22 protein-coding genes are annotated in these 24,251 nt (G+C 58.8%); 13 read left to right on the forward strand and 9 right to left on the reverse strand.

Annotation, left to right across the window (positions count from 1 at the left end):
• The first annotated feature begins 105 nt into the window (after positions 1–105).
• Both Enr8_RS04425 and Enr8_RS04430 read left to right on the forward strand, forming a co-directional pair.
• Positions 106–696 (forward strand): RNA polymerase sigma factor, encoded by a 591-nt coding sequence (locus tag Enr8_RS04425; protein ID WP_146429384.1) that lies wholly within the window; start codon positions 106–108, stop codon positions 694–696.
• Between the two features lie 8 nt (positions 697–704).
• Positions 705–2,456 carry a serine/threonine-protein kinase gene (locus Enr8_RS04430; protein ID WP_146429385.1) on the forward strand — a complete coding sequence of 584 codons (1,752 nt, stop codon included), beginning with the start codon at positions 705–707 and terminating at the stop codon, positions 2,454–2,456.
• Here Enr8_RS04430 and Enr8_RS04435 read toward each other — a convergent pair.
• Complete coding sequence (locus tag Enr8_RS04435; RefSeq protein ID WP_146429386.1) at positions 2,453–3,910, reverse strand: sulfatase-like hydrolase/transferase; 1,458 nt, start codon at positions 3,908–3,910, stop codon at positions 2,453–2,455. The genes Enr8_RS04430 and Enr8_RS04435 overlap by 4 nt on opposite strands.
• A 163-nt stretch (positions 3,911–4,073) precedes the next feature.
• Positions 4,074–4,511, reverse strand: coding sequence for a hypothetical protein (locus tag Enr8_RS04440; RefSeq protein ID WP_146429387.1), 438 nt, complete (start codon positions 4,509–4,511; stop codon positions 4,074–4,076).
• A 235-nt stretch (positions 4,512–4,746) separates the two neighbouring features.
• Between Enr8_RS04440 and Enr8_RS04445 the strand changes: the two genes are divergently transcribed.
• Together Enr8_RS04445 and Enr8_RS04450 are read left to right on the forward strand one after the other, a co-directional pair.
• Positions 4,747–5,607 carry a tetratricopeptide repeat protein gene (locus Enr8_RS04445; RefSeq protein ID WP_186767427.1) on the forward strand — a complete coding sequence of 287 codons (861 nt, stop codon included), beginning with the start codon at positions 4,747–4,749 and terminating at the stop codon, positions 5,605–5,607.
• A 164-nt stretch (positions 5,608–5,771) separates the two neighbouring features.
• Positions 5,772–5,996: a hypothetical protein gene (locus tag Enr8_RS04450; RefSeq protein WP_146429389.1), complete on the forward strand. Its 225-nt coding sequence runs from the start codon at positions 5,772–5,774 to the stop codon at positions 5,994–5,996.
• A 7-nt stretch (positions 5,997–6,003) separates the two neighbouring features.
• Here Enr8_RS04450 and Enr8_RS04455 read toward each other — a convergent pair whose 3' ends face one another.
• The 3 genes from Enr8_RS04455 to Enr8_RS04465 are packed head-to-tail and all read right to left on the reverse strand — an operon-like array spanning position 6,004 to position 10,142.
• Positions 6,004–6,972: a CNNM domain-containing protein gene (locus tag Enr8_RS04455; protein WP_146429390.1), complete on the reverse strand. Its 969-nt coding sequence runs from the start codon at positions 6,970–6,972 to the stop codon at positions 6,004–6,006.
• Positions 6,969–8,234 (reverse strand): CNNM domain-containing protein, encoded by a 1,266-nt coding sequence (locus Enr8_RS04460; RefSeq protein ID WP_186767428.1) that lies wholly within the window; start codon positions 8,232–8,234, stop codon positions 6,969–6,971. The genes Enr8_RS04455 and Enr8_RS04460 overlap by 4 nt, the downstream gene beginning before the upstream one ends.
• 30 nt (positions 8,235–8,264) lie before the next feature.
• Positions 8,265–10,142: an ABC transporter permease subunit gene (locus Enr8_RS04465; RefSeq protein ID WP_146429392.1), complete on the reverse strand. Its 1,878-nt coding sequence runs from the start codon at positions 10,140–10,142 to the stop codon at positions 8,265–8,267.
• A 253-nt stretch (positions 10,143–10,395) separates the two neighbouring features.
• Here Enr8_RS04465 and Enr8_RS04470 point away from each other — a divergent pair, with 253 nt between their 5' ends.
• The 6 genes from Enr8_RS04470 to Enr8_RS04495 all read left to right on the forward strand — a co-directional run bounded on the left by Enr8_RS04470 (position 10,396) and on the right by Enr8_RS04495 (position 16,945).
• Positions 10,396–10,953, forward strand: coding sequence for an RNA polymerase sigma factor (locus Enr8_RS04470; protein WP_186767429.1), 558 nt, complete (start codon positions 10,396–10,398; stop codon positions 10,951–10,953).
• An 11-nt stretch (positions 10,954–10,964) separates the two neighbouring features.
• Positions 10,965–11,537 (forward strand): anti-sigma factor, encoded by a 573-nt coding sequence (locus tag Enr8_RS04475; protein WP_146429394.1) that lies wholly within the window; start codon positions 10,965–10,967, stop codon positions 11,535–11,537.
• Positions 11,534–12,202: a hypothetical protein gene (locus Enr8_RS04480; RefSeq protein ID WP_146429395.1), complete on the forward strand. Its 669-nt coding sequence runs from the start codon at positions 11,534–11,536 to the stop codon at positions 12,200–12,202. Before Enr8_RS04475 ends, Enr8_RS04480 begins: the two co-directional genes overlap by 4 nt.
• A 79-nt stretch (positions 12,203–12,281) precedes the next feature.
• A complete protein-coding gene (locus Enr8_RS04485) occupies positions 12,282–14,990 on the forward strand; it encodes a DUF1549 and DUF1553 domain-containing protein (RefSeq protein WP_146429396.1) in 2,709 nt (902 codons plus the stop codon).
• 63 nt (positions 14,991–15,053) lie between these two features.
• On the forward strand, positions 15,054–16,352 hold the full coding sequence (locus tag Enr8_RS04490) for a DUF1501 domain-containing protein (RefSeq protein ID WP_146429397.1): 1,299 nt from the start codon (positions 15,054–15,056) through the stop codon (positions 16,350–16,352).
• Between the two features lie 98 nt (positions 16,353–16,450).
• The gene (locus Enr8_RS04495) at positions 16,451–16,945 is read left to right on the forward strand and encodes a hypothetical protein (RefSeq protein ID WP_146429398.1); all 495 of its coding nucleotides are present in this window, start codon (positions 16,451–16,453) and stop codon (positions 16,943–16,945) included.
• A gap of 88 nt (positions 16,946–17,033) precedes the next feature.
• On the opposite strand, the gene Enr8_RS04500 is transcribed toward Enr8_RS04495, so the two are convergent.
• The 3 genes from Enr8_RS04500 to Enr8_RS04510 form a co-directional block, all read right to left on the reverse strand.
• Positions 17,034–17,804 (reverse strand): 3-keto-disaccharide hydrolase, encoded by a 771-nt coding sequence (locus Enr8_RS04500; RefSeq protein ID WP_146429399.1) that lies wholly within the window; start codon positions 17,802–17,804, stop codon positions 17,034–17,036.
• A 193-nt stretch (positions 17,805–17,997) separates the two neighbouring features.
• Positions 17,998–19,137: a hypothetical protein gene (locus tag Enr8_RS04505; protein ID WP_146429400.1), complete on the reverse strand. Its 1,140-nt coding sequence runs from the start codon at positions 19,135–19,137 to the stop codon at positions 17,998–18,000.
• Between the two features lie 19 nt (positions 19,138–19,156).
• Positions 19,157–19,720: a sigma-70 family RNA polymerase sigma factor gene (locus Enr8_RS04510; RefSeq protein ID WP_146429401.1), complete on the reverse strand. Its 564-nt coding sequence runs from the start codon at positions 19,718–19,720 to the stop codon at positions 19,157–19,159.
• Positions 19,721–19,958: 238 nt separating this feature from the next.
• On the opposite strand from Enr8_RS04510, the gene Enr8_RS04515 reads away from it, so the two are divergent.
• The 3 genes from Enr8_RS04515 (at position 19,959) to Enr8_RS04525 (ending at position 22,255) form a co-directional block, all read left to right on the forward strand.
• Positions 19,959–20,918 (forward strand): DUF1559 domain-containing protein, encoded by a 960-nt coding sequence (locus tag Enr8_RS04515; protein WP_146429402.1) that lies wholly within the window; start codon positions 19,959–19,961, stop codon positions 20,916–20,918.
• A 193-nt stretch (positions 20,919–21,111) separates the two neighbouring features.
• Complete coding sequence (locus Enr8_RS04520) at positions 21,112–21,396, forward strand: hypothetical protein (RefSeq protein WP_146429403.1); 285 nt, start codon at positions 21,112–21,114, stop codon at positions 21,394–21,396.
• A gap of 67 nt (positions 21,397–21,463) precedes the next feature.
• On the forward strand, positions 21,464–22,255 hold the full coding sequence (locus Enr8_RS04525) for an endonuclease/exonuclease/phosphatase family protein (RefSeq protein ID WP_186767430.1): 792 nt from the start codon (positions 21,464–21,466) through the stop codon (positions 22,253–22,255).
• Between the two features lie 15 nt (positions 22,256–22,270).
• On the opposite strand, the gene Enr8_RS04530 is transcribed toward Enr8_RS04525, so the two are convergent.
• On the reverse strand, positions 22,271–24,205 hold the full coding sequence (locus Enr8_RS04530; RefSeq protein ID WP_146429405.1) for a tetratricopeptide repeat protein: 1,935 nt from the start codon (positions 24,203–24,205) through the stop codon (positions 22,271–22,273).
• Between the last annotated feature and the right edge of the window lie 46 nt (positions 24,206–24,251).

Consider the following 24,251-nt stretch of genomic DNA (forward strand, 5'->3'; position numbering starts at 1 on the left):
AAGGCTCTGTTCTTTTGACGGTCTAGGATTGGCGGCGAGTCGCCGACCGTGAAATTCACCTTGTACCAACAACTTCCCTCTTGATGACGACAGGCCGGGCAGGGCATGACGCAAGAATCGATCGATATCGCGGAACTCATCCGCCAAATCCGTAGTGGACAACCAGCGGCCGCCGAGCAGTTGTTTCGATATTGCGAGCCCGAGATTCGAGCCGAGATTCGCTATCGGCTGCGCAGCACGGCTGTGCGGCGAGTGGTCGACTCGCAGGATATTTGCCAATCGGTGATGTTCTCTTTCTTCTTGCGGATCGGCGCCGGGCAATACGAGATCGAGCAGCCCCAAGAGTTGCTGCGGTTGCTGCTAAAAATTGCCCGCAACAAGACGCATGACGCCTATCGCTTTCAATTGGCTGATAGACGGGATGTGCGGCGGGTGCGATCACTGGACGATGCGAAAGAGTTGGAAGAGCGGCAAGGGCAAGAGAATGTGATCGCCGACAAGATGGAAATGTCCGAGCTGTTGGAAGAGTTGGAGCGGAAGTTGTCGACCCAGGAATTCGAGATCGCCTCGCTTCGTCGACAAGGCTATCGGTGGGATGAGATTGGGGCCAAGTTGGGCGATTCTCCCGAGACGTTGCGAAAGCGTTTTCATCGCGCCATTGAGAAAATTGGCCGCACGTTAACTCCCAGGTTTTAGTACCGCCGATGCACGCTCCCAAAGACGAAGACTTGCACGCAGATTTGCGTTTGATCGATCAGCTTTGCCAAGATCAAAACCGGCGCTGGCAAGCGGGAGAACGACCGACCGTCGAGGAGTACCTGGCGCAGAATCCTGAGTTAGGGGGCGATGCCGACGATCTGTTTGATCTGGTTTACAACGAACTTCAATTGCGACGATCATTGACCGAGTCGTTTTCGTTGCAAGATTACCAATTGCGTTTTCCGCAGTTTGCCGCCCGACTTGAGCGGCAGTTGCGTTTCCACGACGCTCTCGACGCCGTGCGCGAGTCGAGCTGCATGACGAAGACGCTGTCGCCTACTGTGACGCCGCGGGCAACTTGCGGTCTGGCCGAAGGGCAGACGCTGGGACGCTATCGCGTGCAGCGGCCAGTCGGCTCTGGCGGTTTTGGCGTCGTCTATCTGGCGATTGATACGCAACTTAACCGCGAGGTAGCGCTAAAAATTCCGCGGGTCGACGACTTGCCGGACCTACAGCGGAAACGCTTTTTACAGGAAGCGGAATTGGCCGCGTCGCTTGAGCACCCGCATTTGGTGGCGGTGTACGACGCTGGGCAGGTTGATGAGATCTCTTACATCGCGTCCGCCTTTTGTCCGGGGCGGAACTTGGCGCAGCATCTTGCCAGCCGCGGCGAGCCGTATGACGTTCGCACAGCGGTGGAGATCGCGGCGCATCTGGCCGACGCGATGCATCATGCGCACGAGCGGGGCGTCGTTCATCGCGACCTGAAGCCAAGTAACGTCATGCTGACCGGCAAGCCGTGCGGCGAGCTTCCCTTTACGCCGCAGATCACCGATTTCGGCCTGGCGAAGCTGGGTGAACAGCGGATGCGCGAGACCAGCACCAGCCTGGTGATGGGAACTCCCCTGTACATGGCGCCAGAGCAATATCGCGGCCGCGGGCCGACCGGCGAAACGACCGACATCTATTCGCTGGGCGTGATCCTGTACGAGATGTTGACCGGCAAGCCGCCTTACGAAGGCGAGACCTATTTTGAGGTCGCCAACGCAGTCATCCGCGGTCAAGTTGCGTCGCCCCAGCGATCCAATCGAGAAATTTCTCGCGACTTGGCGGCGATCACCTTGCGCTGTATCGAACGCGATCCTGCCCATCGTTACCAGAACTGCGCCGATCTGGCTCGCGACTTGCGACTGGCGGCGGACGGAAAACGAGTCAGCATTCGTCGCCCCAATGCGTGGGAGCGGTTTGTGCAGTGGGCGAACGAGGGGCAACGGATCTACGACGCCGGAGCGGTCGCTTGTTGGTTGGCGGTTTGCATGACGATTTGGATGGTTTCGGCGAACCTCGGAGCGGCTTGGATCTTCGTCGATTCAGAACATGTGAAAAGCGTCGACCTGGCGTCGGAGCATCTTACCTCCGCGATTCTGATCGTGACGACCGTGTTGCCGCTGTTCCTGGCGGGCGTCGCCGTCCTCCGCGACAAGATCTGGGGCATCTATCTCGGCATCCTTTTCGCCGTGATTCCCGTGGTGATGACCCTTCTTTCGATCAGCGAAGATCCAGTCGTTCATAAGACTATTTACGGAGACAATTTACTGGCCCGGTTCTTGGTCTTTACGCTGATCGGCCTTACCCACCTGGTGTTGCTGGTAATGTTGAGCAACGCCCTGCGCGTCGTTTGGCGCGAAAAGCGGCTTGATCGGCGATATCGTCCGGCGGAACTTGCCCCGTCTGCGGAACAAACGCGAGCGAGCTAAAACAAGGGCGTCGCCATCTCCTGGTCTAGGCTGCGCCATTGGCGAAGGATATCTTCCCGCCGTTTTTGGTGCGCTGGCGCGTCAGCTAGATTCGTTTCTTCGCTGGGGTCGCGAGTCAGATCGTACAATTCCCAATCGGACGAAGCGTCGTGTCCTCGATCGGCGACAAGCTTCCAGCGGCCCTGACGCAGCGCGGCGCGTTTTCCTTGTCTCCAGTAGAGCGTCCTTGGTGGCGGCGATGGGGCGAGATTTTGCGACCAAGCGACGCCGTCGAGCGGATAGGACGTTGGTCGTCCGATCACTTCGGCGACCGTCGCATACAGATCGAGCGAACTGAAGACGTTGTCGGTCGTCGTGCCCGGTTGCGTATGTCCGGGCCAACACAGGATCATGGGAACTCGGATGCCCCCTTCGTACATCGAGCCCTTGCCGGCTCGTAGCGGTAAGTTGCTGGCGGTCGTTTCGCGCGTCGGTCCCCCATTGTCGCTGAAGAACAGGATCAAGGTGTTTTCCATTTGCCCCGACTCCTCGACCGCTTGCAAGATTGCGCCGACGCTTTGATCAAGATCGGCCAACATCGCCAGGAAGATCCGGCGATGGATATCCTCGACGTCAGAGAACTTCTCCAGCGTTTCGTTCTTGGCCTGTAGCGGACTGTGGACGGCGTTGTAAGCAACGTAGAGGAACCAAGGATGGTTCTGATAGCGATCGACAAATGAGACCGACTCGCGGGTGATCGCATCGGTCAAATACGCTTGTTCCGCCACCGCTTGCCCACCACGCAAGATTGGATTGTTTGCGTCGTACGCCGGTTCGTCATGTCCCATATGGGATGAATAAATCAGCTGGTCGTTAATGCGATATCGCTCGCCAGCGCCCTTCGGCAATCCACGCCGCCGCAACCAGGTGGTCGTATCTTGCCAAGGAGAAGGAACGAAATAGTGGCCTTCGTGTAGAAATCCGAAGAACTCGTCGAAACCATGTCGCTGTGGATGAAAATCGGCGGCGCCTCCGAGATGCCATTTGCCGACCAGTCCCGTCGTATAGCCGGCGTCGTGCAGATACTCGGCCAACGTTTTTTGCTGCATCGGCATGCCGGCGCCGGGGTCTTCGTTCCGGGCGCCAATTGGGTTGAACTCGTACCCGAACCGGGTCGGAAACCGACCGGTCAGAAAGCCTGCCCGACTGGGACTGCAATTTGGCGCCGTTACGTACGCTTGGCGGCAGAGAAGCGACTTCGCCGCGAATTTATCCAGATGCGGCGTCCGAACCTCGGTATTGCCGTAACAACCAAGTTCCGCATAGCCCAGGTCATCGGCGACCAACAGCAACACGTTGGGCGGACGTTGGGATGAGGCGTCTTGGGCTGATGCGGCTGGCGTCAACCATTCAGGCGAAGTGTGCGTCAACAACCAGGCGAATATCGCCAGACGCAAGACAAGCGAGCGGGACATCGTAAACCCAAAGCCGAACAGATGGGGCGATGCGAAGTTCGGAACGAGACTCGACGAGAGCGATCAGGGAAGGGGGCGTTCGTCGCTTCGCAAGGGGCAGGGTTCCATCATAGGGCAAGCGCGGGCCCGGTTCCAAGAAAATCAGACGCGTTCGCGACAGTCTTTAAACGGCCATCTGCCGCTTTACCAGGTCATGGGTGATCGCGGAGAACACCTGACGCAAACGATCAAATTCGCGATCCTCTCCCTGGAACATGACCAGCACCTTGGCTTCGGCAAAGTCAAATGCGCGGACCTGGGCCTGGACCAACATGTCTAGGCAATAGAAGTGCATATTGGCGCCGTAGGTTTCGTAGTCGGCGAACGATTCGGTCGCCATCTCGTACTCGAAGTCGTCGTACGTTTCGTCCATCGCCTCGATGACCGCTTCCACCGCTTCACGCAGGTCGGCGTCGCCGGGATGGACGGTGATGTTCCAAAAAGCGTCGCTGGGACTGTAGACCGAGGCCGAGCGAGGCCATTCCTGGGCCTGTTCTTCGACCAGCTTCCAATTCTCAGGGTAAGAGAAGCTGATGCCAAAATTGTCGTATTCGGCCGCCATTGGTCGGGCTCCCCGGGACGATTGATTATCTAAACTCCCGATTTTACCGATCTGGGAAAAAAACGTAACCGGCGCCGCTCTGGTCGGATTGGGCTGGTTTTGATATCGTCCGGCGCCAATACCTTCCTTCCCCTCGAATTTACCGCCCATGCCGCGGCTTTTCGGCCATTGCAGAAACCGTAAATCGTGCCCCGCGGGTACGCAGGTTCTGCTGCGCCTGTCCTTGGCGGCGATCTTGCTAGCAGTTTCGGGATGCGCCGCGTTCTCGCGACAAGGGGCCGCCCATCAACGGGTCGTCAATGGCCGGCTGCTGACCCAGCAAGGGGTTGATGCGCTTCAGCGGGGAGATATCGAGAGAGCCGAGTCGCTATTGGCGAAGGCGAAGAAGTCATGCCCGGTCGACGTGCAAACGCGTTCCCAATACGCCGAAGCCCTGCATCGCAAAGGAGACATCGACGGGGCGATCGTCGAAATGAAAGAGGCGATCCGAATCTCAGGCGACGACGCAGCGTTAATGGTTCGGCTTGGTCGTATCTATTATCTCGCGGGTCGATTTCCCGAGGCGAACGAGCAGGCCCAACTAGCAATCTCGAAATATCCTCGCCACGCCGAAGCTTGGCTGTTAGCGGGCGAGCTGGCCGAGCGCCAGGGGAATTGGAAGGACGCGGAAGCGAGCTATCTTCGTTGTGCGTCTTACGCCGAGGACCTGCCGCCGGTCCATATTCGTCTCGCCCGAACGCAACGCCATCTATCCCAGCCGGACCGTTCGCTAGCAAGTCTAACCCGCGCCGAACGCGCCTATCCGCAAGGCGAAGCGCCGATCGAGTTGCTGGTCGAACAGGGGTATACCTGTCAGGCGGCGGGGCGCTATGAAGCGGCCTGCAACTATCTGATTGCGGCGATGGAGAAGGGGGCGCCGACGCCAGAGTTGATGTCCCGTTTAGCGCAATGCGAATTGGCGGCGGGGCGAATTGCTCGCGCCGAATGGGCTTTGCGGCAAACTTTGTCGATGGATCCGCAAAATGTCCGCGGCCGCGAGATCGCCGCAGAAATCCCCCTTGCTCGGCAGCGAATGGAGCAAACGCTGCGGCGTTAGCGGCGCAATCGCTACGACCGGCGCAACCCGAATCGTTCTGCTGCCTGCGGTGATACGCTTAACGTCTAATGGACGTTTGACAAGCGTGCGTTCGGTTCTACGTTATCCCTAGAAGCGCCAAAGTCGGCGAATTATTCACTGACACGGGGAACCGGGGTTCAATCATGTCACACTTGCTTGACGCGAATTTTGTGGATCGGCGCGATCCGAATCGACAAACTTCGCAACAGCACGAACGACGCCAATTCTCGAACAGTCATAGCGAACTGTCCGACGCGGCGCGTGAGATTGCGGACGCGATTGACGGCTATAAGATTCAGCACCGCCGTCGATTCGTCACCTACGAAGAGATCTTTCAGGTAATCTCGGAGCTCGGCTACCACAAGTAGTGCGCCGTTAGCTTTCGCTGTACAGAATCGGCCGCATCAGTTGGTCGAGCGTGACGATCCCCAACGTTTTGCCGTCGCGGGCTTTGACGACGGCCATGCTTTCTCCGCTGCTTTGCATCCGCAGCAGCGCCGCGATCTGCGTGTCGCTGCCGGCGACCACCGGCAACATGCGATACGATTGAATCGCGTCCTCTGGCGCCAAGATCAAGTCGCACGTTCGCACGTAGCCGATCAGATCTCCTTTGTCCGCGCCCTGTTTCGCAACCGGCATCGCGCTGATCTTGTTCTTCTTGGCGTAGACCAGGGCGGTCTTCTTCTCGGCGCCCAGAATCGCCACCTGGTTTTTCGTAATCGGCGCCGCCAAGGCTCCGACTGATTGGTTGGCGACGGCGAACAGCCCTTGCGCCAGTCGGCGTTGTGCGGCGTTGAGCAGGCCCGCTTCGCCCCCTTCTTCCAGTACATCAACCAGCTCTTTGCGGGCCAGTTGTAGGCGAACCTGGGTCGGCGATTCCCCTAACAGCCACTGCAGCGCCTGGCCCAAAACCCACAGCACCGCCGCGAAGGGGGCAAACAGAATTGCGCAAAGGAAAAACAGGGGACTGCCGCGCAACAGCAGCGTATTTGGGGCATGGAAGAAGAGGCTCTTGGGCAGCGACTCGCCGTAGACGAATAGTAGCGGCGCCAATAGCGTCGGCAGCAAGAGTTCGACGGTCGAATTGCCGGGGAATAACGCTCCGGCGGCGAGCACAATGGAGAGCGACACCAGGTAGTTCGCCAGGTTGTTGCCGATCAGCGTCGTGGCGACAAACAGCGCCGGGTGATTCGTCAAGAAGAGGAGAAACTTCGCCATGAACCGCCCGTCGAGAGCATCCAACACCAGACGGATGCGCGTCACGCGGTAAAAGCCGGTTTCGGTGCCGCTGAAGAACGCCGAGAGAAACACCGAGAAGATGAACAGGCCGATGATCCAGATCATGTCGACTCCTCCTCGTTCTCAATCAGAGACAGGCGGACGATCGGTTGACCGCGAAGCGGTACCGACACGACATGAAAATGAAACGAGCCCCAGGTCACTTCGTCGCCCGGCTCTGGCAATTGCTCCAACTCTTCGTGTAGCAAACCGTTGACCGTCGTCGGACGAACTGGCGGGATCTCGACCCCAAAGCGTTTCGCCAATCGACGCAAGCTGGTCATGCCGGGGATTAGCCAGACGCCTGGCTCTAGTTGCTCAAACGTTTGTCGCTGCAGCAGCCGCTCGCTACGGCCCGAGTGGTAGCTGAAGATCGCCTCGGCCGCGTCGCTGAGCGTCAGCACGCCGATCACTTCTCCCAACTCATTGACGACCGCGGCGACTTCTCGCTGCCGCGTGATCATCTGCTGCAGCACGACCGACGCTTTGGTGCACCAGGGAGCATACAGAACCGGGACCGCCAGCCGCTCCAGATTTTCTTCCGGCAGGTCGGTCGCCGTCATCAGGTTGAAGCCGCCAGCGACATCTTCCGAGTCAGGCTCGGTCACCAGCAAGTAGCCGCTAGGAGGCACTTCGCCGTCGAGATCCGCCTTCGCCACTGGCGGACGAAACGAACGGTATTGCCGACGGGGCCGCATCAGTTCGTTGACCGTTAAGTCGGAGAGCGAAACGATGTTTTGCAGCGCCACTTGTTCTTGCTCAAGCAAAGCGGCGTTCTCGGTCGAAAACTGGATCGCTCGTTCCAGGTCCGAGACCTGCAGGTACGGTTCTGGCTGAAAGCCGGGCCAGATGACGCGGCGCGAGAGGGTGATCACCATCCGTAGCAGCGGTAGGATCGGATCGGCCAGCTTGATGGCCAGCGCCACCGGCAAGGCCAGGATGGTCGCAATCGCCGGGGCGCGGAGCACCGCCAGGCTCTTCGGCAGCATTTCGCTGGAGAAGATGATCATCATCAGCGATCCGGCCGCGAATCCCGCTGCCGCGGCTCCGCCGAAGTCTTTTTCGATCCGAATGCCGACGACCGACGCCAAGCTGAAGTAGAGCACGTTGACGACGAGGTTCCAGAACAACACAGCCGACAACAGGCGATCGGGGTCGTTCAGTAGCTGCGCAGCAATCTGCTGCGTACTATTTCCGGCAGCCAGCTTCCGACGGTCATCGACCTTCAAGTAGAAGAAAGCCGCTTCGGCTGCTGAAAATATCGCGGATAGAGCGAGTAACGCCGCCATGAAGATCAACCACGGCGAGATCGCCGCAATCAATTCCATGACCATGTTCCGGCGTGAGGGCGATTCTCCTTACGAGTCATCTTGCCCCGACGTTCTCCCCATTTCGACGTCAAATTCAAAGATCGCTGGAATCAGCATAGCGCAGGTCGTAAAGCCGTAGGCGAAAACCGTCACCAGGAAGACTTCCAAATTCTTGTTCAGCAGCAGCGTCGTAATCGCGTAGAACGTCGCCAGCGGCACCATGAAGGCCGCAAGTGCGATCGCTCCCGAAGGATTGCGATGCCCGATCGTCACGTACAGCCCCAAACCGCCGCCAGCGATAAACCCGAGGAACGGGAAGAGCTGGAAGTGGAACGAGTCGCTAAACGAGATCATCAGCAATATACAGGTAATCACGCCGAGGAACAGGAAGAAAACCGTTCCCAGGCTCACGCCGATCGCCACGCGGCTGCTGGCATAGATCATGCCGCAGTGAATTCCCAGCGTCGTCACAAACAAATACATCACCGCCAGGCCGAGCGATAGGAAGACGAGATTCTCGGTGTACATTCCCCCTTGCCACCAGAGATAAAGGGTCAGCAGCAGCGGCGCGACCACCATTTCCTTGGTCACCCACAGCACGCCTGCCAGCTTGCCGAAGATAAACTCGCGTGGGGTCAGATCGGTCACCAACAGAATATCGAGTGATCTACCGTCCCGCTCGTTAGTGATCGAGGTGACCGCCAGGGCGTTCACGATCACCATGCTGACCAGGTAGAGCGGGGTGAGCGCCTGAGCTGCGTCCGGAATGATGGCGCCCGCCTGATCGATGACTGACTTGGCGGCATGGCTGGCGATCAGCTGATGCAGCGCCACCGCAGCCGCGGCGACCAACAGCATGTAGACGATGCGAATGATGATCACTTTGCGACCGTACGCCCAGGTCTGCGTTTCGCGCCAAAGAACCGGGTTGTCCCACACCTCGCGATGCTTGGAGGCCATTTTGCGAGTCCGGGCGTCGACATGCTCGGCGCGACGCGTTTCGTCGTCTCCGGCGGCCTGTTTGTCGTTTTGGGCCAGGTCATGTTCGGCGCCCCAGATTGACTCTTGGGTTTCCGCTTTCGGACCAGCGTCACGGCGGGCTTCTCGCGACGGATTCCAGACGCGAACCAGCCCGATCGCCAAGCCGTTCAGCACCAAGGTCGTTGCCGCGGCAATTGCCAGATAGAGCCAGATCGGATTGCCGAAGACGCCGAGATCGGTAGACAGGGTCGGAAACGGGCGAGCCGCTTCCAGCACGGCCCGAATCGGACTCAGGGCGGTCGCCAGCGTCGCCGGGGCCATCCCCAGCGGCAAGTCGCCAATCAGCCTGTTGAGGGCTCCGGCGGCGATCGCTTCGCAGAAGCCGAGCCAAAACACGATCGTCAGGGCGGTCAGGGCCAACGTCTGGAAGGTCTTCTCACGCCACAACGCCAGGGTCGAGCCCAAACTGCCGGCGGCGATCGTCGTAAAGAACGTGACCAGAAAGACATAAATGATTTGTGAGGGGGAAACGCCGCCAAATAGCACGATTGCCGTAAACAGCGGCAGGGCCGCCAGGATCAGCACCAGCACGTTCAGCAGACTGGCCAGCATCTTGCCCAGGACCAGCTCCGAGTTGTTCAGCCGGGTCATCAGCAGCAGGATCAGCGTCTTCTTGTCTTTTTCTTGCGCGACGGCGCTGGCCGAGGAGAAGGCGGCGAAAAAAATCACCAGACTCAGCTGAATCGGCGCCAAAATCTGGAAGAGAACCGCGCCAAACCGGGCCATATCCCCCACGTTGCGAATGATTTGCGTCCCCGCCATCACCAGCCAGGCGGTGCACATCAGCAGGAACAGGGCGGCGACGTAGACGGTGCGGTAAGTGTAAAACTTGCTGCGCCGCGGGGTCACGGCGGCTTCTCGCGTAAAGACAGGCCCGATAAACAACGTGCAGTCCTTGGTCGAACGTTAGCGGTGAAGCGCGGAAAAGCTTCGATTATAGCTAGAGCCGAGCGAATTTAGGACGCCGACCGCCCCGGCAGCGTGTTAAAACCTGAGGTGTTTTCCCACCTGACGCCTATCTGGATCCCCCCAGATGGGACTTTTCGGCGCGATTTCTCAATTTTTCGCCAATATCGATCCCCGTCGGCGGCTCTTAGCTGTGGTTTCTCGAGACGATCCAAAACGACAGACCGAGCCCTTGAGTAAGGCAGACGCCGCATTCCAAGAGGCGGCGCTTGATGCGGCCGCCGTTGAAACGTACTACCGCCAGCATGCCGATCGATTGCAACGATTCGTCTGGGGCGTGGTGCGCGACGCGCCCACGGCGGCCGATGTGGTTCAAGCGACGTTCGTTAAATTTGCCGCCTTGGGCGGCTCGGTAGATCCAGCCGCTCGCAAGAGCTGGCTCTACCAAGTCGCCTATCGCGAAGCCTTAGCGATTCGCCGCCGCTTGGCGACGGGCCGCAAGGTGGACGAGCGATTGCAATGGCTGCACGCAGGGTGGGACTCGGCGGCGCCCGATACCGAGTTGGTTCGCGGAGAGTTGGTGGACGAAGTTCGCCAGGCGATCGATCGCCTGCCGGACGACTTGAAGCAGATCGTTAACCTGCGGACCTACGAAGAGAAGACGTTCGCCGAAATCGCCGAGCAGCTGCAGATCCCGCTCGGGACCGCACTGGGGCGGATGCGAAATGCGCTCGCCAAGTTGAAAACTTCGCTCGCCAAACTGAATCAACAAACGAAACGCGAAAACTAACCGCTGGCAATATGAATCAACTCCCGGAAACTGACGACTTCGATCTCACCGCTTTGCGGTATCTGGCAGGCGAGCTTTCGCCGGCCGAGACGGCGGCGTTTGAGAATCTCTTAGCGGACGACGTAGTGATCGGCGACGCCACCGCGGGCGAACGCCTGGCCGACGTCGTCGAGCTGACCGCAGCGATGTTGACCGTCTCGAGTGCGCCGGATGCGCGGACGACGCGAGGCGGTCTCGCTGCGGCGCCCACACATCGGTTCTCGATCTGGACCGCCGTGTTGGCCGCTTCCATCTTGGTCGCCCTGACAGGCGGATTGATCACGCTGCTCGCTTCTGGCGACGACGCCGAAACCCGGCTCGCCCAATCGTGGCTCGATTCGTCGGAAGCCGTCGAAGAGATGATGCAGGTGGATGACCTGTTGGTCGCCGAGCAAACGCTAGCGCCGCAGCTTGACGTGCTCCCCTTGGTCGAGACGGACGATCTTGATTGGGATACGCCGCCCGCTTGGATGTTGGCCGCCGTAGAGCTGGATCAGCAGGACGATCTTGATCGAGAAGCCGCCGCCGAAGAGGTGAACCAATGATCTGCAACTACGGCCTGACGCTACTCGGGTTTTTTCTCTTGGTTGCTTCCGCGGCAGCGGAACCGCAACCCCGCGTCGTCGCTCAAAACGCCGTTTCGATCGAGGCCAAGTCGCCTGGCAAGAAGGCGTCGCGCGCCAATCAAGATGACGCAGTGAGCGAAAGCGAACTGGCCCGCCGTGAGGAGCTCGCGTTCGCGCTGGTCCGCAAGCATCATCCCGAACTCGTCACGCTGTTGCGTCAGCTGAAGCAGGCGCGTCCACGTCAGTATGACTCGGCGATTCGCGAATTGTCGCGGGTCAGCGAACGTTTGGATCAGATTCAAGAGCGGTCGCCTGAGCGGTACGAAGTGGAGCTTGAACTCTGGAAATCGAAATCGCGCCTTCAGCTGTTGACGGCTCAATTGCGGATGACGCCGGATGATCAGCCGTTGCGTGAACGCTTGCGGGAAACGATCGCCCAGCAACTAGCGTCACAGCGGCAGTTATACGAATTGGAAAAAACGCGAATGACGCAGCGAATTGAGTTTTTGAACAAGCAACTCGATCGACTCGACGGCGACGTTGAGACGCTGATCGACCAACGTTTTCGCTCGATCGAAGCGGCTGCCAAACGGGCGCCCAAAAATCGTGGCGGCGCCGCTGAGAAAGAAAAAAAGAAGAAGTAACGCTCAACCCACCCCCACACGCTTTCAAATCTCCCACAGTCGGATGTCGGTTCGACCCGAATCGAACAAGGAGTTTTCGATGACGCACCGCTCGCTCGCCCCACTCGGTTTGATTTCCGCGGCTTGGCTTTGTTGTTTCGCCATTGGCGAAATTAGCGCGGCGGAACTGCCGACGCTGGACCAGCGCTTTGCCGACGAAAATGTGGACGAAGTTCCCGATTTTCAGCGTCACGTGATTCCGCTGATGAGCCGTTTGGGATGCAACGGTCGCGCTTGCCACGGTTCGTTCCAAGGACGCGGCGGTTTCCAGCTTTCGCTGTTCGGCTACGATTTTCAGGCCGATCACGACGCGATGATGAAGGGAGAAAGCCCGCGCATCAATCTGGCTGAGGTCGACGAAAGTTTGATCATCTCCAAACCGACCGATGAGTTCACCCACGAAGGAGGCGAGCGGTACAAGCTGGGAAGTTGGGAGCATCGCGTCTTCACCAACTGGATCAACGCCGGCGCCAAGTTTGACAAAGACGACGTAGCGAAACTTGAGCGTCTGGAAGTGACTCCGGCCGAGGTGCTGTTTGGCGCCGATCCGAAAAAGGTTCCGCTCAAAGCGATCGCCGTCTGGGCTGATGGGACGCGTGAGGATGTAACGCCGCTTTGCCGCTACACCACCAACGACGAAGAGATTGCCGCCGTGGATGGCGATGGGGTGATCAGCTCGGGCGAAAAAGGGGATACGCACGTGATCGTCGCCTACGACAAAGCGGTGATCTCGGTGCCGGTTCTGCGTCCGATGACCAACTTGACCGGCCAAGACTACCCGCAAGTTGCGGCCGCGACCAAGATCGATCAGTTGGTTGGCGAAAAGCTCCGTAAACTGGGAGTTGTTCCTTCGCCGGTTGCATCGGACGAAGAGTTCCTGCGTCGCGTCAATCTTGATATCGCGGGCACACTGCCGACCCCAGACGAAATTCGCGCGTTTGTCGCCGACCAAGATCCGAATAAGCGACAGGCCAAGATCGACGAATTGCTGGAAACGCCCGCCTACGTCGCCAAGTGGACGACGCTGCTGTGCGACATGACCGGCAACAATGATCAGCAGCTTAACAACGTTTCGCCGATCCGATCGGGTCCGAGCCAGGAATGGTACGACTGGATCTATCGCCGCATCGAGCAGAACATGCCGTACGACGAATTGGCGACCGGGATCATCCTGGCCCGCAGTCGCGAACCCGGCGATTCCTATCGCGAGTATTGCGAAGAGATGAGCGATCTCTACCGCAAGAATGGCTCGTATGCCGAACGCGACACGCTGACCCATTACTGGGCGCGGCTCAACTTCCGCACGCCGGGAGATCGGGCTATTGGTTTCGCCTATTCGTTCATGGGCATTCGAATCCAGTGCGCCCAGTGTCACAAGCACCCGTTCGACGTTTGGTCGAAACAAGACTTTGACGACTTCAAGACCTTCTTCGCCCAGGCCCGCTTCTTGCGGCAACCGCGCAAGAACGATCCCTCGTACGAAGAGTATCAAGCTCTGATGGAGGAACTGGACGTCCAGGGTAAGAACGGGGGCGAAATGCGGCGGGACATTACCCGCAAATTGACCGAGGGCCGGACCGTGCCTTTCCCTGAGGTTGAACTGCTGCCGACGGCGGCGGTTTTTCGTCAGCCGCAGCGGAAGGGGAAAAAGAATCGGAACATGCCGAAACCTGACATGATGGCCAACATCCTGGGCGAAGAGGAGGTCGACATGTCGCAGGTCGAGGACATCCGCGAGCCGCTCATGAACTGGCTTCGCAGCGAGTCGAATCCGTATTTCGCCAAAGCGCTGGTCAATCGAGTCTGGGCCGCCTATTTCAACGTCGGGATTGTCGATCCGGTCGATGACTTGAGCCTTGGCAATCCGCCCTCGAATGGGCCGCTGCTCGATTACCTGGCCGCCGGCTTTATCAAGAACGGCTACGACATGAAATGGCTGCATCGTGAGATCACTGCCAGCGACGCCTACCAGCGAACTTGGAAGCCGAACGAAACCAATCGCATGGATTATCGCAACTTCAGCCGGGCCATTCCTCGCCGTCTGCCGGCCGAAGTCGCCTACGACATCGTCAATCAGGCGACCGCCAACGATAAGACTCTCGAGAACTACGCGGCGACCTTGGAGGATCGGGCCGTGTCGATCCCAGGCACCGCGCCGCAAGGGAAGGCTCGTACCGCTCAGTACGCCTTGCAAGTCTTCGGACGTTCGACGCGAGACAGCAACTGCGAGTGCGATCGGTCGATGGAAGCGAGCCTATTGCAGACGGTCTATCTACAGAACGACGCTGACGTGCTGAAACGTTTGACCGACAATGGCGGCTGGGTCGCCGACTTGGAACGTCAGATCAACGGCAATCCTGGCGGCGACAAGCAACTGGAACGTCGCGTCGAACAAGGTCGCGAGTTGATCGAGAAAGGTCGGCAGCGGGTCGCTCGCCTGAAGAAGAGCGACGCGAAGCTGGAAGCAATCGAACAGGCCAAGAAAAAACTGGCCGCCGCACGGTCGCGGCTAGAAACGCTTGAACGTCAACTGCGTCGGCAGAACCTGCCGACCGCGAAACAGTCGACGCCGACCGATGTCGCATCGCTGGTCGAGGAGGCGTATCTGCGGACCCTCAGCCGCTTGCCGGATGCAGAGGAAAAGGAGATCGCCCAGCGTCACTTGGAACAAGTCGACAACCCGGTCGACGGAATTCGCGATCTGATGTGGGCCTTGGTCAACACCAAAGAGTTCATCGTAAATCACTAACGACAAAACCGCAGGCACCCCGTGGCGCTCGGTCGCCGCGATCATACTTACGGAGACTGGACTATGTCGATTCATCGAACTTGCGACGGAGTAACCCGCCGCGACGTGTTGAAAATCGGCCTAATGGGCGGAGTAGGACTCAGCTTGTCGGGCTACTTGCAGCTTTCGCACGCCGGCCAGGTCGCCGACAAGAGTGCGAAAGCCGGGATCTTTATCGATCTGACCGGCGGTCCGACGCATCTCGACACGTTCGATCTCAAGCCCGACGCTCCGCAGGAGTTTCGCGGCGACTTTAAACCGATCGACACCATCGTTCCCGGCATCCGCATCAGCGAGCACCTGCCGAAGCTGGCCCAGCAGGCCGACAAGTTCTGCATCTTGCGGGGCGTGTCGCATACGCTGGCCGCCCATCGTCTGGGCTCGGAGTATGTGAATACCGGCACGCGGCCGATCGCGTCCCTCTCGTATCCGTCGTACGGTTCGGTTGTCGCCAAAGAATTGGCGGCGCCGACCGATTTGCCGCCGAATGTGGCGATTCCTCGCGCATCGCATACGTCTGGTTTTCTCGGTGTGAAGTACGCTCCGCTCAACACCAATTCGACGCCAAGGGCAGGCGTTCCCTACTCGGTGCGCGGCGTTAGTTTGAGCGGTGGATCGACGATCGAAGAAGTGAATCGTCGTCAGGACTTGCTCACGTCGCTGGACCGCAAGTTCCGCGGCTACGAGTCGGACGATCAACTGCTGGAGGGTTTGGACCAGTTCAGCAAGCAGGCGCATGCGATCATCACCTCGAAGAAGGCCCGCGAGGCGTTTGACGTCAGCAAAGAATCGCCAGCCTTCGCCAAAGCGTTTGAGGCCGACAACTTCAGTATGAGTTGCTTATTGGCGATTCGTCTGGTCGAAGCGGGCGTTCGCTTCGTCACCATCACCAACGGCGGCTGGGACACGCACCAAGATGCGTTCAATCGTCTGAAGGATCGTCAGTTGCCGCCGCTCGATAACGGCTTGGCCGCGCTGTATGGCGGCTTGGCCGAAAAGGGCTTGCTCGATCAAACGGCGGTCTTTGTGACCGGTGAGTTTGGCCGTACGCCGAAGGTCAACAACAACGGCGGTCGCGATCACTATCCTCGCTGCATGACCATGCTGATGGCTGGTGGCGGAATTCGCGGCGGCCAGGTGATCGGCGAAAGCGATGAGAAGGGAACGGCGCCAGCCGACGGTCACGGCATCACGCCCGATGACGCGGCCGCCTCGTTCTATCACGCCCTCGGTATCGACCATACGAAGGAATACCACACCAACACCGGCCGACCGATCACGATTGTGCGAGACGGCAACGTGATTGAAAAGCTGTTTGCGTAGAACCTCAAATATTTCAGAGCCCAAGCCTGGCGCCATTTGCGTTGGACAATGCGTACCGCGCGGCGCCAGAATTCTTTTCTTACGTGGAGTGCCCCCCCATGAAAAATGTTGTTCGTACCGCATTGATTCTCACCTTCGCCGCTTTGATCGCGCTTCCCGCTTTCGCCGCCGATAAAGCGGAAAAGAAGGGTAAAAAGAAACCGGCCGCCGGCGCCGGCGTCTTCGCGGTTGTCAGCAAGATCGAATTGACCGACGCGCAGAAAGAGCAAGTCGCCGCGCTGAAGAAGGAATTCGGCGGTAAACTGGCCGAAGCCAACAAGGCGGTCGGCCTGACCGACGATCAGAAAGCGGCTCGTAAGACCGCCATGGCCGAAGTCAAAGACAAAGGCCTGAAAGGCAAAGAAGCCCGCGAGTACATCATGGGCAAAGTTAACCTTTCGAGCGAGCAGCAAGCAGCGCAAAAGGAACTCGGCGCGCTGACCCAGGTCGTCCGCACCAAGTTGATCGCGATCCTGACGCCGGAACAAAAAGAAGCCGCCGGCATCAAAGACGCCCCGGCGAAAAAGAAGAGGAAGGAAAAGGCCGCGAAGTAAGCTTCCGAGCTCTTGATCTACAAGAAACGAAAACGCCGACGGGTAACCCGTCGGCGTTTTTTGTTTCGAATCCATCGATAGAGTTCGACTACTCGTCCAACTCCATGATCTCCACCTTGCGGAACTCGCACGGGTGGCTTTCGGACTGCAGCGAGATCGTGCCGCCGCTCAGCATCAGATCGCCATCTTTAGCCAGGCTTTTGGCGTGCGCGTCGCGGGCGTCGATCTGCGGCTTTTCGTATTCCAGGACCAGCTTGCCGTTGACGAAGTGTTTGATCTTGCCGTTGCCATGCACTTCGACTTCGCAGGTGACCCATTCGTCTCCATGGAAAGTGTCGCTGCTGCTGTTGGTGCAGTGCGGCATGAACAGTTCGTCCTTCATCACGACGTTGGTGCCCGGCGTGCAGAGGTTGGCGGTCGAACGCTTGCCTTTGCCGCTACCGCCCAAAAGTTGAACTTCAATCGAAGCGGGGAAGTCTTGGTCTTTCGCCATCGTTTCCGGCGATTCGCCATGGATCATGATGCCGCTATTGCGAAACGCCCAGCCAGGACCTCCTTTGCACTGATCGCCGACAAAACGGTACTCAACCCGCAGGCGATAGTTCGAGAACGGCTCGTTAAAGAAGATGTGCCCGAACGTTTCGTTGAACTCTGGATACTTCTCGGCGTCGTAACCGACCTTCATCACGCCATCTTCAACGCGGAACGTGTTGCCGTAGTTTTCGCCGGCTTCGTGATAGCGAATCTTCGGCGTCCAGCCTTCCAGGTCTTTGCCATTGAACAATTGTCGCCACTTGCCTTCTTCGGCAAACAGGGCGCCGGTCATCAACAACGTCAATCCAAGGGCGAGAGCTCTCATGGGGGTCGCTTTCTTCGTGGAATGGGGGAATGTGAACGCTGCGTCGATCAATGGCAGCGATTTGGAGGCGTTTCCATTTCAACTATAGTCGATCAATCGGGAGTCGTCTTGCCGCCCAATGCGATTGACCCCAATCGAGTCTATTTTCACGGATGCTTAGAGGTTTTTCCCCACAGCGGCCAGTTTGAGCCGGCTAGGGGATCGCCGATTTGGGGGCGATCGGAGTTACATCTTGGAAGGTCTCGCCGAGGCGAATCTCGTCGAAGTCGGTGGAATAACGGCCCCGGATCGAAATCGTATCGAAGCGGAAGTCAGGCGTCGGCAGTCGGAGCGTCGAATCGGTATCCTGAGGGACCTCCGTCAGATCGGGATTGATCCAGATGGTGGCTTGTTCGGCCCCGGGACGAAATTCAATCCGCGCTACGATTATGACGCCTTCGCCTGATGGTTTTTCACTCGCGCGCAGATTGATCTCGGCGCGGTTGGTGACGGCGGCGACGGACCAGTTGCCGTTCGGAACATTCCGAAGTTTGCCCAGACGCAGACCAGCGTCATCGTCCCCTAATTGCAAGTAGGCGTACCGGCCATCGCCGCTGCTGTCAAACGACTGTGCCAGGAAACTGATCCAGAGTTGGCTGCCGTCAGCGCCAAGTTTGTCGCCATGGCGGAGCGAAGCGGACGCCGCGGAAACGTCAATCTTTCGGTGCGTATCGGACAAGGGGCCGGCGCTAGACCGCAGTTGATTTCCGACGCTCTGCAAAATGTTCCCAAATCGATCGGAGTATCCGAGCTGGCCAAACTGTCGCATATCCTGCGGCGTCCAGGGGTGGTCAGACGGATTCGCTTCGATAATCGAGACCAACGAGCCTGACTCGACCCAGGCGGCGGCGAAGCCTTCGCCGCCATCGCGGCCGTCGAGTCCACCTGTGGCCGGCCAGTCGCCCAGAGGCGGCGGAACCTCATCCGGCGGATAGTCGAAGCCTTCGTAGGCAAACGGGTGCGAGCGTCGCGGTTGCGGAAGAGTGCTGATCGTGGGAAGCAGCAAGCCGCCCAGAACGATCGCGATCAAAGCAAGGACCGCGCCAACGGCGCTCCAGCGCGAGAAACGTTGCGGTGGACCAGACGAACCGTCGAGCGAAGACTGGGGCGATTCGTTTTCAAGATCCGGCAGCGGCGGAAGGGCCTGTAATTGCTGACGCAGATAGGAGTGCAAGAAGATCCGTCGAAAGGCGTCGTCGGCGTTCTCTTGGCGACGCTTAATCCATTCGGTGAGCGCGTCAGAGTCCGCGTCGCTCAGCGGTTCGCCGTCGAGATGGGCGTCGATCAATTCCAACGCGCGCCTCGTGTCCATTTTAGCCGTTGGCCCTTCCCAAACGCTGATTCACGCAATCGGAAAGTGCGGTTCGAATTCGCGACAGGGTGACGCGAACGGCAGCCGCCGACATGCCTAACGCTGTGGCGATCTGGCGCGGCTTCATATCCTGGGCGTAACGCAACGTCAGCAGTTCGCGCGATCGGCCCGACGTCTGCGCCAGGCATTCGCGCAGCGCTTGCTGTTCCTCGGTCATCAGATCTTGGACACGGGCGCACGCCTCGACGAGGGCATCCATCGCTTCGCCGACGAAGACTAACTTTTCTCGTTTCTTGCCGCGGTAGAAATCGGCGATCTTGATCTTGGCGACCCACAGAGCCCAAGGAAGAAACGGGCGGCTGGGGTCATAGTCGTCAAAGCGAATCGCCACCTCGGCGGCCACCTCTTGCAGCAAGTCCTCGGCGTCGGTGAACTGCGGCGCCGAGGCGATCACGAACGCCAAGACCGACGGTTGCGCTTTCACCCAGTTCCGCGCCAAGAGCTCGCGAGATTGTGCCGGAGTCAGTGCGTTGGTAGATGGCGTTTTCTTAATTGGCTGGTTCATAAGGCCAAGTTGCAAAGAAAGGACGTAATGGCCGGGATTCAGGGCGATATCATTCGACTGTCAATACAGGTGGTCTTGTTGCCCTAAATGGCGGGTTTGTTCAGGTTTGATGAATTCGGCAGCGGATCTGCTAACGAAATGCGGCGTCACGCGACATTCACATGTGCGGAGAATTGGGCCTTCGTTCGGCCCGGTCCGGCACGCGTTATCGTAGCATACTACTCCAGGATTTCGTTTGATGCGTCGAGAAATAGAAGTTGCCGTTCGCCGTGGCTTTACCCTTGTTGAGTTGTTGGTGGTCATCGCGATCATCGGCGTGTTGATCGCCCTTTTGCTGCCGGCGGTACAGCAAGCCCGCGAGGCGGTCCGTCGAATCAGCTGCAACAACCAGAGCAAGCAACTGGGCTTGGCGCTGCACAACTACCACGACACGTTCAACTCGATACCTCCGGGCAACTACGGCATGAGCGGCTCGGGCAGGTACGACGGCGCCAACTGGCGGGTGCTCGTTCTGCCGTTTATCGAGCAGTCGGCGCTGTTCGATCAGCTCGACTTCACCGGACGCTTTGAAGGGGACAATCTCGCAGGAAATGAGATTCTCCGGGAATTGATCGTGCCGGGACTGATTTGTCCTTCGAGCGCTCTAGACCCGTTCTCCAATCCGCATGGCCGCAACGATGAAAAGGCGATGAATATCAGCTACGCCGGAATCTCTGGCGGCGCTCCCTCGACGACGCAACCGTTGGTCGGCTATATGGATTGCGGTTACGGTTGGTTCGCCAACAACGGCATGCTGCTAACCAACGAGGCGACGAAACTGCGCGACGCGACCGACGGAACTTCCAATACGATGATCGTGGGAGAGCAATCCGGACTGACTGACGGTCAAGAGCTGACCGCAAATTACCGCGGCGGTTGGCATGGCGCCAGCAGCAAGGATAAGGCCAGTACGCCGACTTGTAGCAAGACCTGGTTCGCCGGGACGACCACGGTGCGATACAACCCGAACTACGACATCATCACCCCCGGCAACAGCTATCAATATCGTCACAACACGGTTCTGAACTCCTTTCACCCCGGCGGCGTCAACATTTTGCTGACCGACGGCAGTACCCGATTCATTTCCGATACGATCAGCTTAGAAACGCTTAAGAACCTAGCGGTTCGAAACGACGGTCAGGTGCTGGGTGAGTTTTAGCGTCAGCGTGGTTCGATTGGTCGATAGCCGCTTGGAAAAGGAATATTTTGTGAACAGCCTCGTATCACTTGTACTCGCGTCACCGCTCCTGTGTTTGTCTCTCGGATGTGGCCCACCGCAGCCTGAGGGGATTGTCGAAGGGAAGCTCCAATGTGATGGGCAAGCCGTCTCGGGCAACGCACGCGTCGTGTTGATGAGTATGCAGACCGGCACCGCGGTGGCGGCCGATCTGGACGCCGAGGGCGTCTTCGCCGCTGAAAAGCGACTGCCTCCGGGGCACTACGTCGCTTTTCTCGTACCGAAGACCTATGATGAAGCGGCCCCCGAGGCGCCGACTGGCCGGAGTCGGGCGACAAAATCGAAAGATAGCGCCGGAGCCAGCGTCGTGCCGCGAAAATACTGGGACGAAGGAACCAGCCCGTGGCGCGTTGATGTAGTTGCTGGTCTGAATGACATCCAGTTGCAGGCCGATCGGTAATCATCCACAGTCCATCGCCTTGCCGATCGCCTCTCCTTTGTTCTCCTTGTTGAAAGTTCGAATCTTCGTGAACTGTAGCCCGTTGGCGATCACGATTGCGCTGTTGTTCGCCTCGTTCGCCTCTGCCGAGACGCCGCAATCGCTCCGAGTACTTTCCTACAACATCCACCACTGCGAAGGCAGCGACGGGAAGGTCGACTTGCCGCGGATCGCCAAGGTGATCAAATCGGCGGCGCCTGACGTGGTGTTACTGCAGGAGGTGGATCGCCACGTCGCGCGATCTGGAAATATCGATCAGGCGGTCGAAATCGGCAGGCTGACTGGGATGCATGTCGCGTTCGGCGGCAACCTGAAGATTCGTGAGGGAGACTACGGCAACGCGATTTTGTCACGTTATCCGCTCCGCGACGTCGAGAACCGCCAGCTTCCCAACAGTAACGGTGGAGAGCCGCGCGGCGTGCTAAGCGTTGTCGTGACGGTGCCCAATGCCGAAGGGGAGCAAGATTGCCGCATTTTGGCGACGCATTTCGACCATCGACCCGCGCCTGTCGATCGTTTGGCCTCCGTCGACGATATCGAACAATGGCTCTCGACGGAGAATCGACTGGTCGTCTTGGGGGGCGATTTTAACGCGACGCAGGTAAGCTCCGTCTTGGAGCAAATAAGGAAGTCGTGGCGTCTGGCCGTCGATGGTCAGAAACCGACGTTTCCCGCGACCACGCCTAGTCGGCAGATTGACTTCATCAGTTACCGCTCGCCGGCGCCGATCCAGGTCAGCGAAGTTCGCGTCTTGGACGAAGCGGTCGCATCGGATCATCGCCCGATCCTCGCGACGTTAATTCTGGCGGGCGACCAGTAGCATTTGGCGGGCGCGTCAGTTGGGCGTCGCCAGCGCTTGCCGGACGGCGGCCAGGTTTCGCTTGATGGTGGCGTTTTGTGGATCCACGGCGAGCGCCGCCTGTAGATGCTGGCGAGCCAGGTCGTAGCGCCCAACGCGGACGAAGAGGTCGGCGACGTTGTTGTGGGCCTCGATGTTTTGAGGGGCTAGTTGAATCGCCGTTAAAAAATGAATTGCCGCCTGCTTGTCGTCTTGCCCGGCCAGACAAACGCCGAGCAGATTGTGGGCGATCGGCTCGAGCGGATTGGCCGCCAACTCTTCACGCAGATATTTCTTCGCCTGTTCCTTGTCGCCAATTTCGATTTCAATCGCGGCCAGCATGAGCCGCATACGTGGAAAGTCATGACTAATCTGATAGGCTTCTATTAGCTGTTCTTTCGCCTCCGCATACCGCTTTTGGTCGATCAGCATCGACCCGTAGTTAAAGCGAGCGGCGCCAAATCTTGGATTGTCGTCGATCGCTTGCTGGTAGCAAATTTCGGCCTGGCGGTAATCTTGCCGCTTGGTTTCCAGGATGGACGCGTAGTTGGTCAGCGTGCGATGGTCAGTAGGATTTAGCTCGTACGCCTTAGTAAAGAATGGCATCGCCTTGGCGTATTCGTTGCGTCTGGCGTAGTAGTTGCCGATGTTGGTGTAGCTGCGCCAATGATGCGGCGCTTTGTGCATCACGTCGGACCAGAGTGTAAGCGGAGTATCGTAGACGTCGTTGCGAAGCGTCGTAGTGATCCCGAGCGCAAGTGCGATCGCCCCTGCGGCCGTCGCTGCAATCTTGAATTGCTGCGTCGCTGGAGCGTAGCGGACGATCAACTCATATCCGCCAACAACCGCCATCGCCGCCAGCGTCAGCAGCGGAAGATACATCCGATGCTCAAACGCCAAGTCCATGATCGGCGCAAAGCTGGACGAGGGCGCCAGAATGATAAAGAACCAGCCGCCGAGAAAGCCGAGAGCCGGCGCTTTCCAAACCGCCCAGATCGTCAGACATAGCAGGATCACGATCGCCAGATCGGCGGCATAGAGCGCGGCGTGATTGTCCCAGGGTTGCCAGCCGTAGTCCAGGTTCTGCCCCTGCGGCCAGAACGCCAAGCGAATGTAATAAAGAATGACGGGGCCTTGATTCATCGCATAGGCAAGTGGCGATAATTGCTCGTTAAAGAGCGTCCCGCGCCGCGAGATGACGCTCCACTGCCAGGCGAGGAAAAAGGCGAGCGCCCCGAGTGCGACGAGAAAAAACGCGTAGTAGCCCCAGCGCTTGCGCCACAACTGCCGCCAACTGTCGGCGAGGAAAACGCGGTCATACCACAACGCCATGATCGGCGCCGCGGCCATCACTTCTTTGGTCCCCATCCCCAGCAGGCAAAAGCCGAGCGATGCGACGTACCAACTCCATTTACCGCTATCGGCCCCGCGAATCAGGCAGGCGATCATCGACAGGAAGAACAGTCCCATCAACGATTCGTATCGCTGCACGATGTAGGTGACGCTCTGCGTCTGCAGTGGGTGCAGCGTCCAGACGAGCGTGATGATCCCGGCCAGCGGGATCGCTACGGCTGCGTACCGCTGGGAGAGTCTAGCAGACTCAAAGGTGCGCCAGACGAGCCAGTAGAGCACCAGCGCCGCACTTAGATGAATGACCAGATTGACCAGGTGATAGCCGAAGGTGTTGATTCCACCTAGCCGGTAGTTCAGGCCGAAGGTCGCAGCGCCGACGACGCGGGGGCCGGGACGAACCCAGCTGTTCCAAGAGGAGGCGGCCAGACGCTGCGAGTGAGTCAGCATCATCTCGTCATCGAAGACGAACTCGCCCCGAAAGCTGTTGGCGTAGAAGATCGCTCCTAAGAGGACGATCATCACGATCCAGAATCCATGCACGCGATAGAGCGGGGGCGAATTGGCGTGACTGGGAGACATCCGGTAATCTGATCGAGAGCGATTTCAAAACGACAAACCGTCTAGT

It is taken from the genome of Blastopirellula retiformator (genome assembly GCF_007859755.1).
GTDB classification, from domain to species: domain Bacteria; phylum Planctomycetota; class Planctomycetia; order Pirellulales; family Pirellulaceae; genus Blastopirellula; species Blastopirellula retiformator.

Excerpts from the sequence above, each read along its gene's own strand:
- Enr8_RS04425 (WP_146429384.1), top strand. The coding sequence starts at position 106 with ATGACGCAAGAATCGATCGATATCGCGGAACTCATCCGCCAAATCCGT.
- Enr8_RS04430 (WP_146429385.1), top strand. The coding sequence starts at position 705 with ATGCACGCTCCCAAAGACGAAGACTTGCACGCAGATTTGCGTTTGATC.
- Enr8_RS04435 (WP_146429386.1), bottom strand. The coding sequence starts at position 3,910 with ATGTCCCGCTCGCTTGTCTTGCGTCTGGCGATATTCGCCTGGTTGTTG.
- Enr8_RS04440 (WP_146429387.1), bottom strand. The coding sequence starts at position 4,511 with ATGGCGGCCGAATACGACAATTTTGGCATCAGCTTCTCTTACCCTGAG.
- Enr8_RS04450 (WP_146429389.1), top strand. The coding sequence starts at position 5,772 with ATGTCACACTTGCTTGACGCGAATTTTGTGGATCGGCGCGATCCGAAT.
- Enr8_RS04455 (WP_146429390.1), bottom strand. The coding sequence starts at position 6,972 with ATGATCTGGATCATCGGCCTGTTCATCTTCTCGGTGTTTCTCTCGGCG.
- Enr8_RS04460 (WP_186767428.1), bottom strand. The coding sequence starts at position 8,234 with ATGGAATTGATTGCGGCGATCTCGCCGTGGTTGATCTTCATGGCGGCG.
- Enr8_RS04475 (WP_146429394.1), top strand. The coding sequence starts at position 10,965 with ATGAATCAACTCCCGGAAACTGACGACTTCGATCTCACCGCTTTGCGG.
- Enr8_RS04480 (WP_146429395.1), top strand. The coding sequence starts at position 11,534 with ATGATCTGCAACTACGGCCTGACGCTACTCGGGTTTTTTCTCTTGGTT.
- Enr8_RS04485 (WP_146429396.1), top strand. The coding sequence starts at position 12,282 with ATGACGCACCGCTCGCTCGCCCCACTCGGTTTGATTTCCGCGGCTTGG.
- Enr8_RS04490 (WP_146429397.1), top strand. The coding sequence starts at position 15,054 with ATGTCGATTCATCGAACTTGCGACGGAGTAACCCGCCGCGACGTGTTG.
- Enr8_RS04495 (WP_146429398.1), top strand. The coding sequence starts at position 16,451 with ATGAAAAATGTTGTTCGTACCGCATTGATTCTCACCTTCGCCGCTTTG.
- Enr8_RS04500 (WP_146429399.1), bottom strand. The coding sequence starts at position 17,804 with ATGAGAGCTCTCGCCCTTGGATTGACGTTGTTGATGACCGGCGCCCTG.
- Enr8_RS04510 (WP_146429401.1), bottom strand. The coding sequence starts at position 19,720 with ATGAACCAGCCAATTAAGAAAACGCCATCTACCAACGCACTGACTCCG.
- Enr8_RS04515 (WP_146429402.1), top strand. The coding sequence starts at position 19,959 with ATGCGTCGAGAAATAGAAGTTGCCGTTCGCCGTGGCTTTACCCTTGTT.
- Enr8_RS04520 (WP_146429403.1), top strand. The coding sequence starts at position 21,112 with ATGAGTATGCAGACCGGCACCGCGGTGGCGGCCGATCTGGACGCCGAG.
- Enr8_RS04530 (WP_146429405.1), bottom strand. The coding sequence starts at position 24,205 with ATGTCTCCCAGTCACGCCAATTCGCCCCCGCTCTATCGCGTGCATGGA.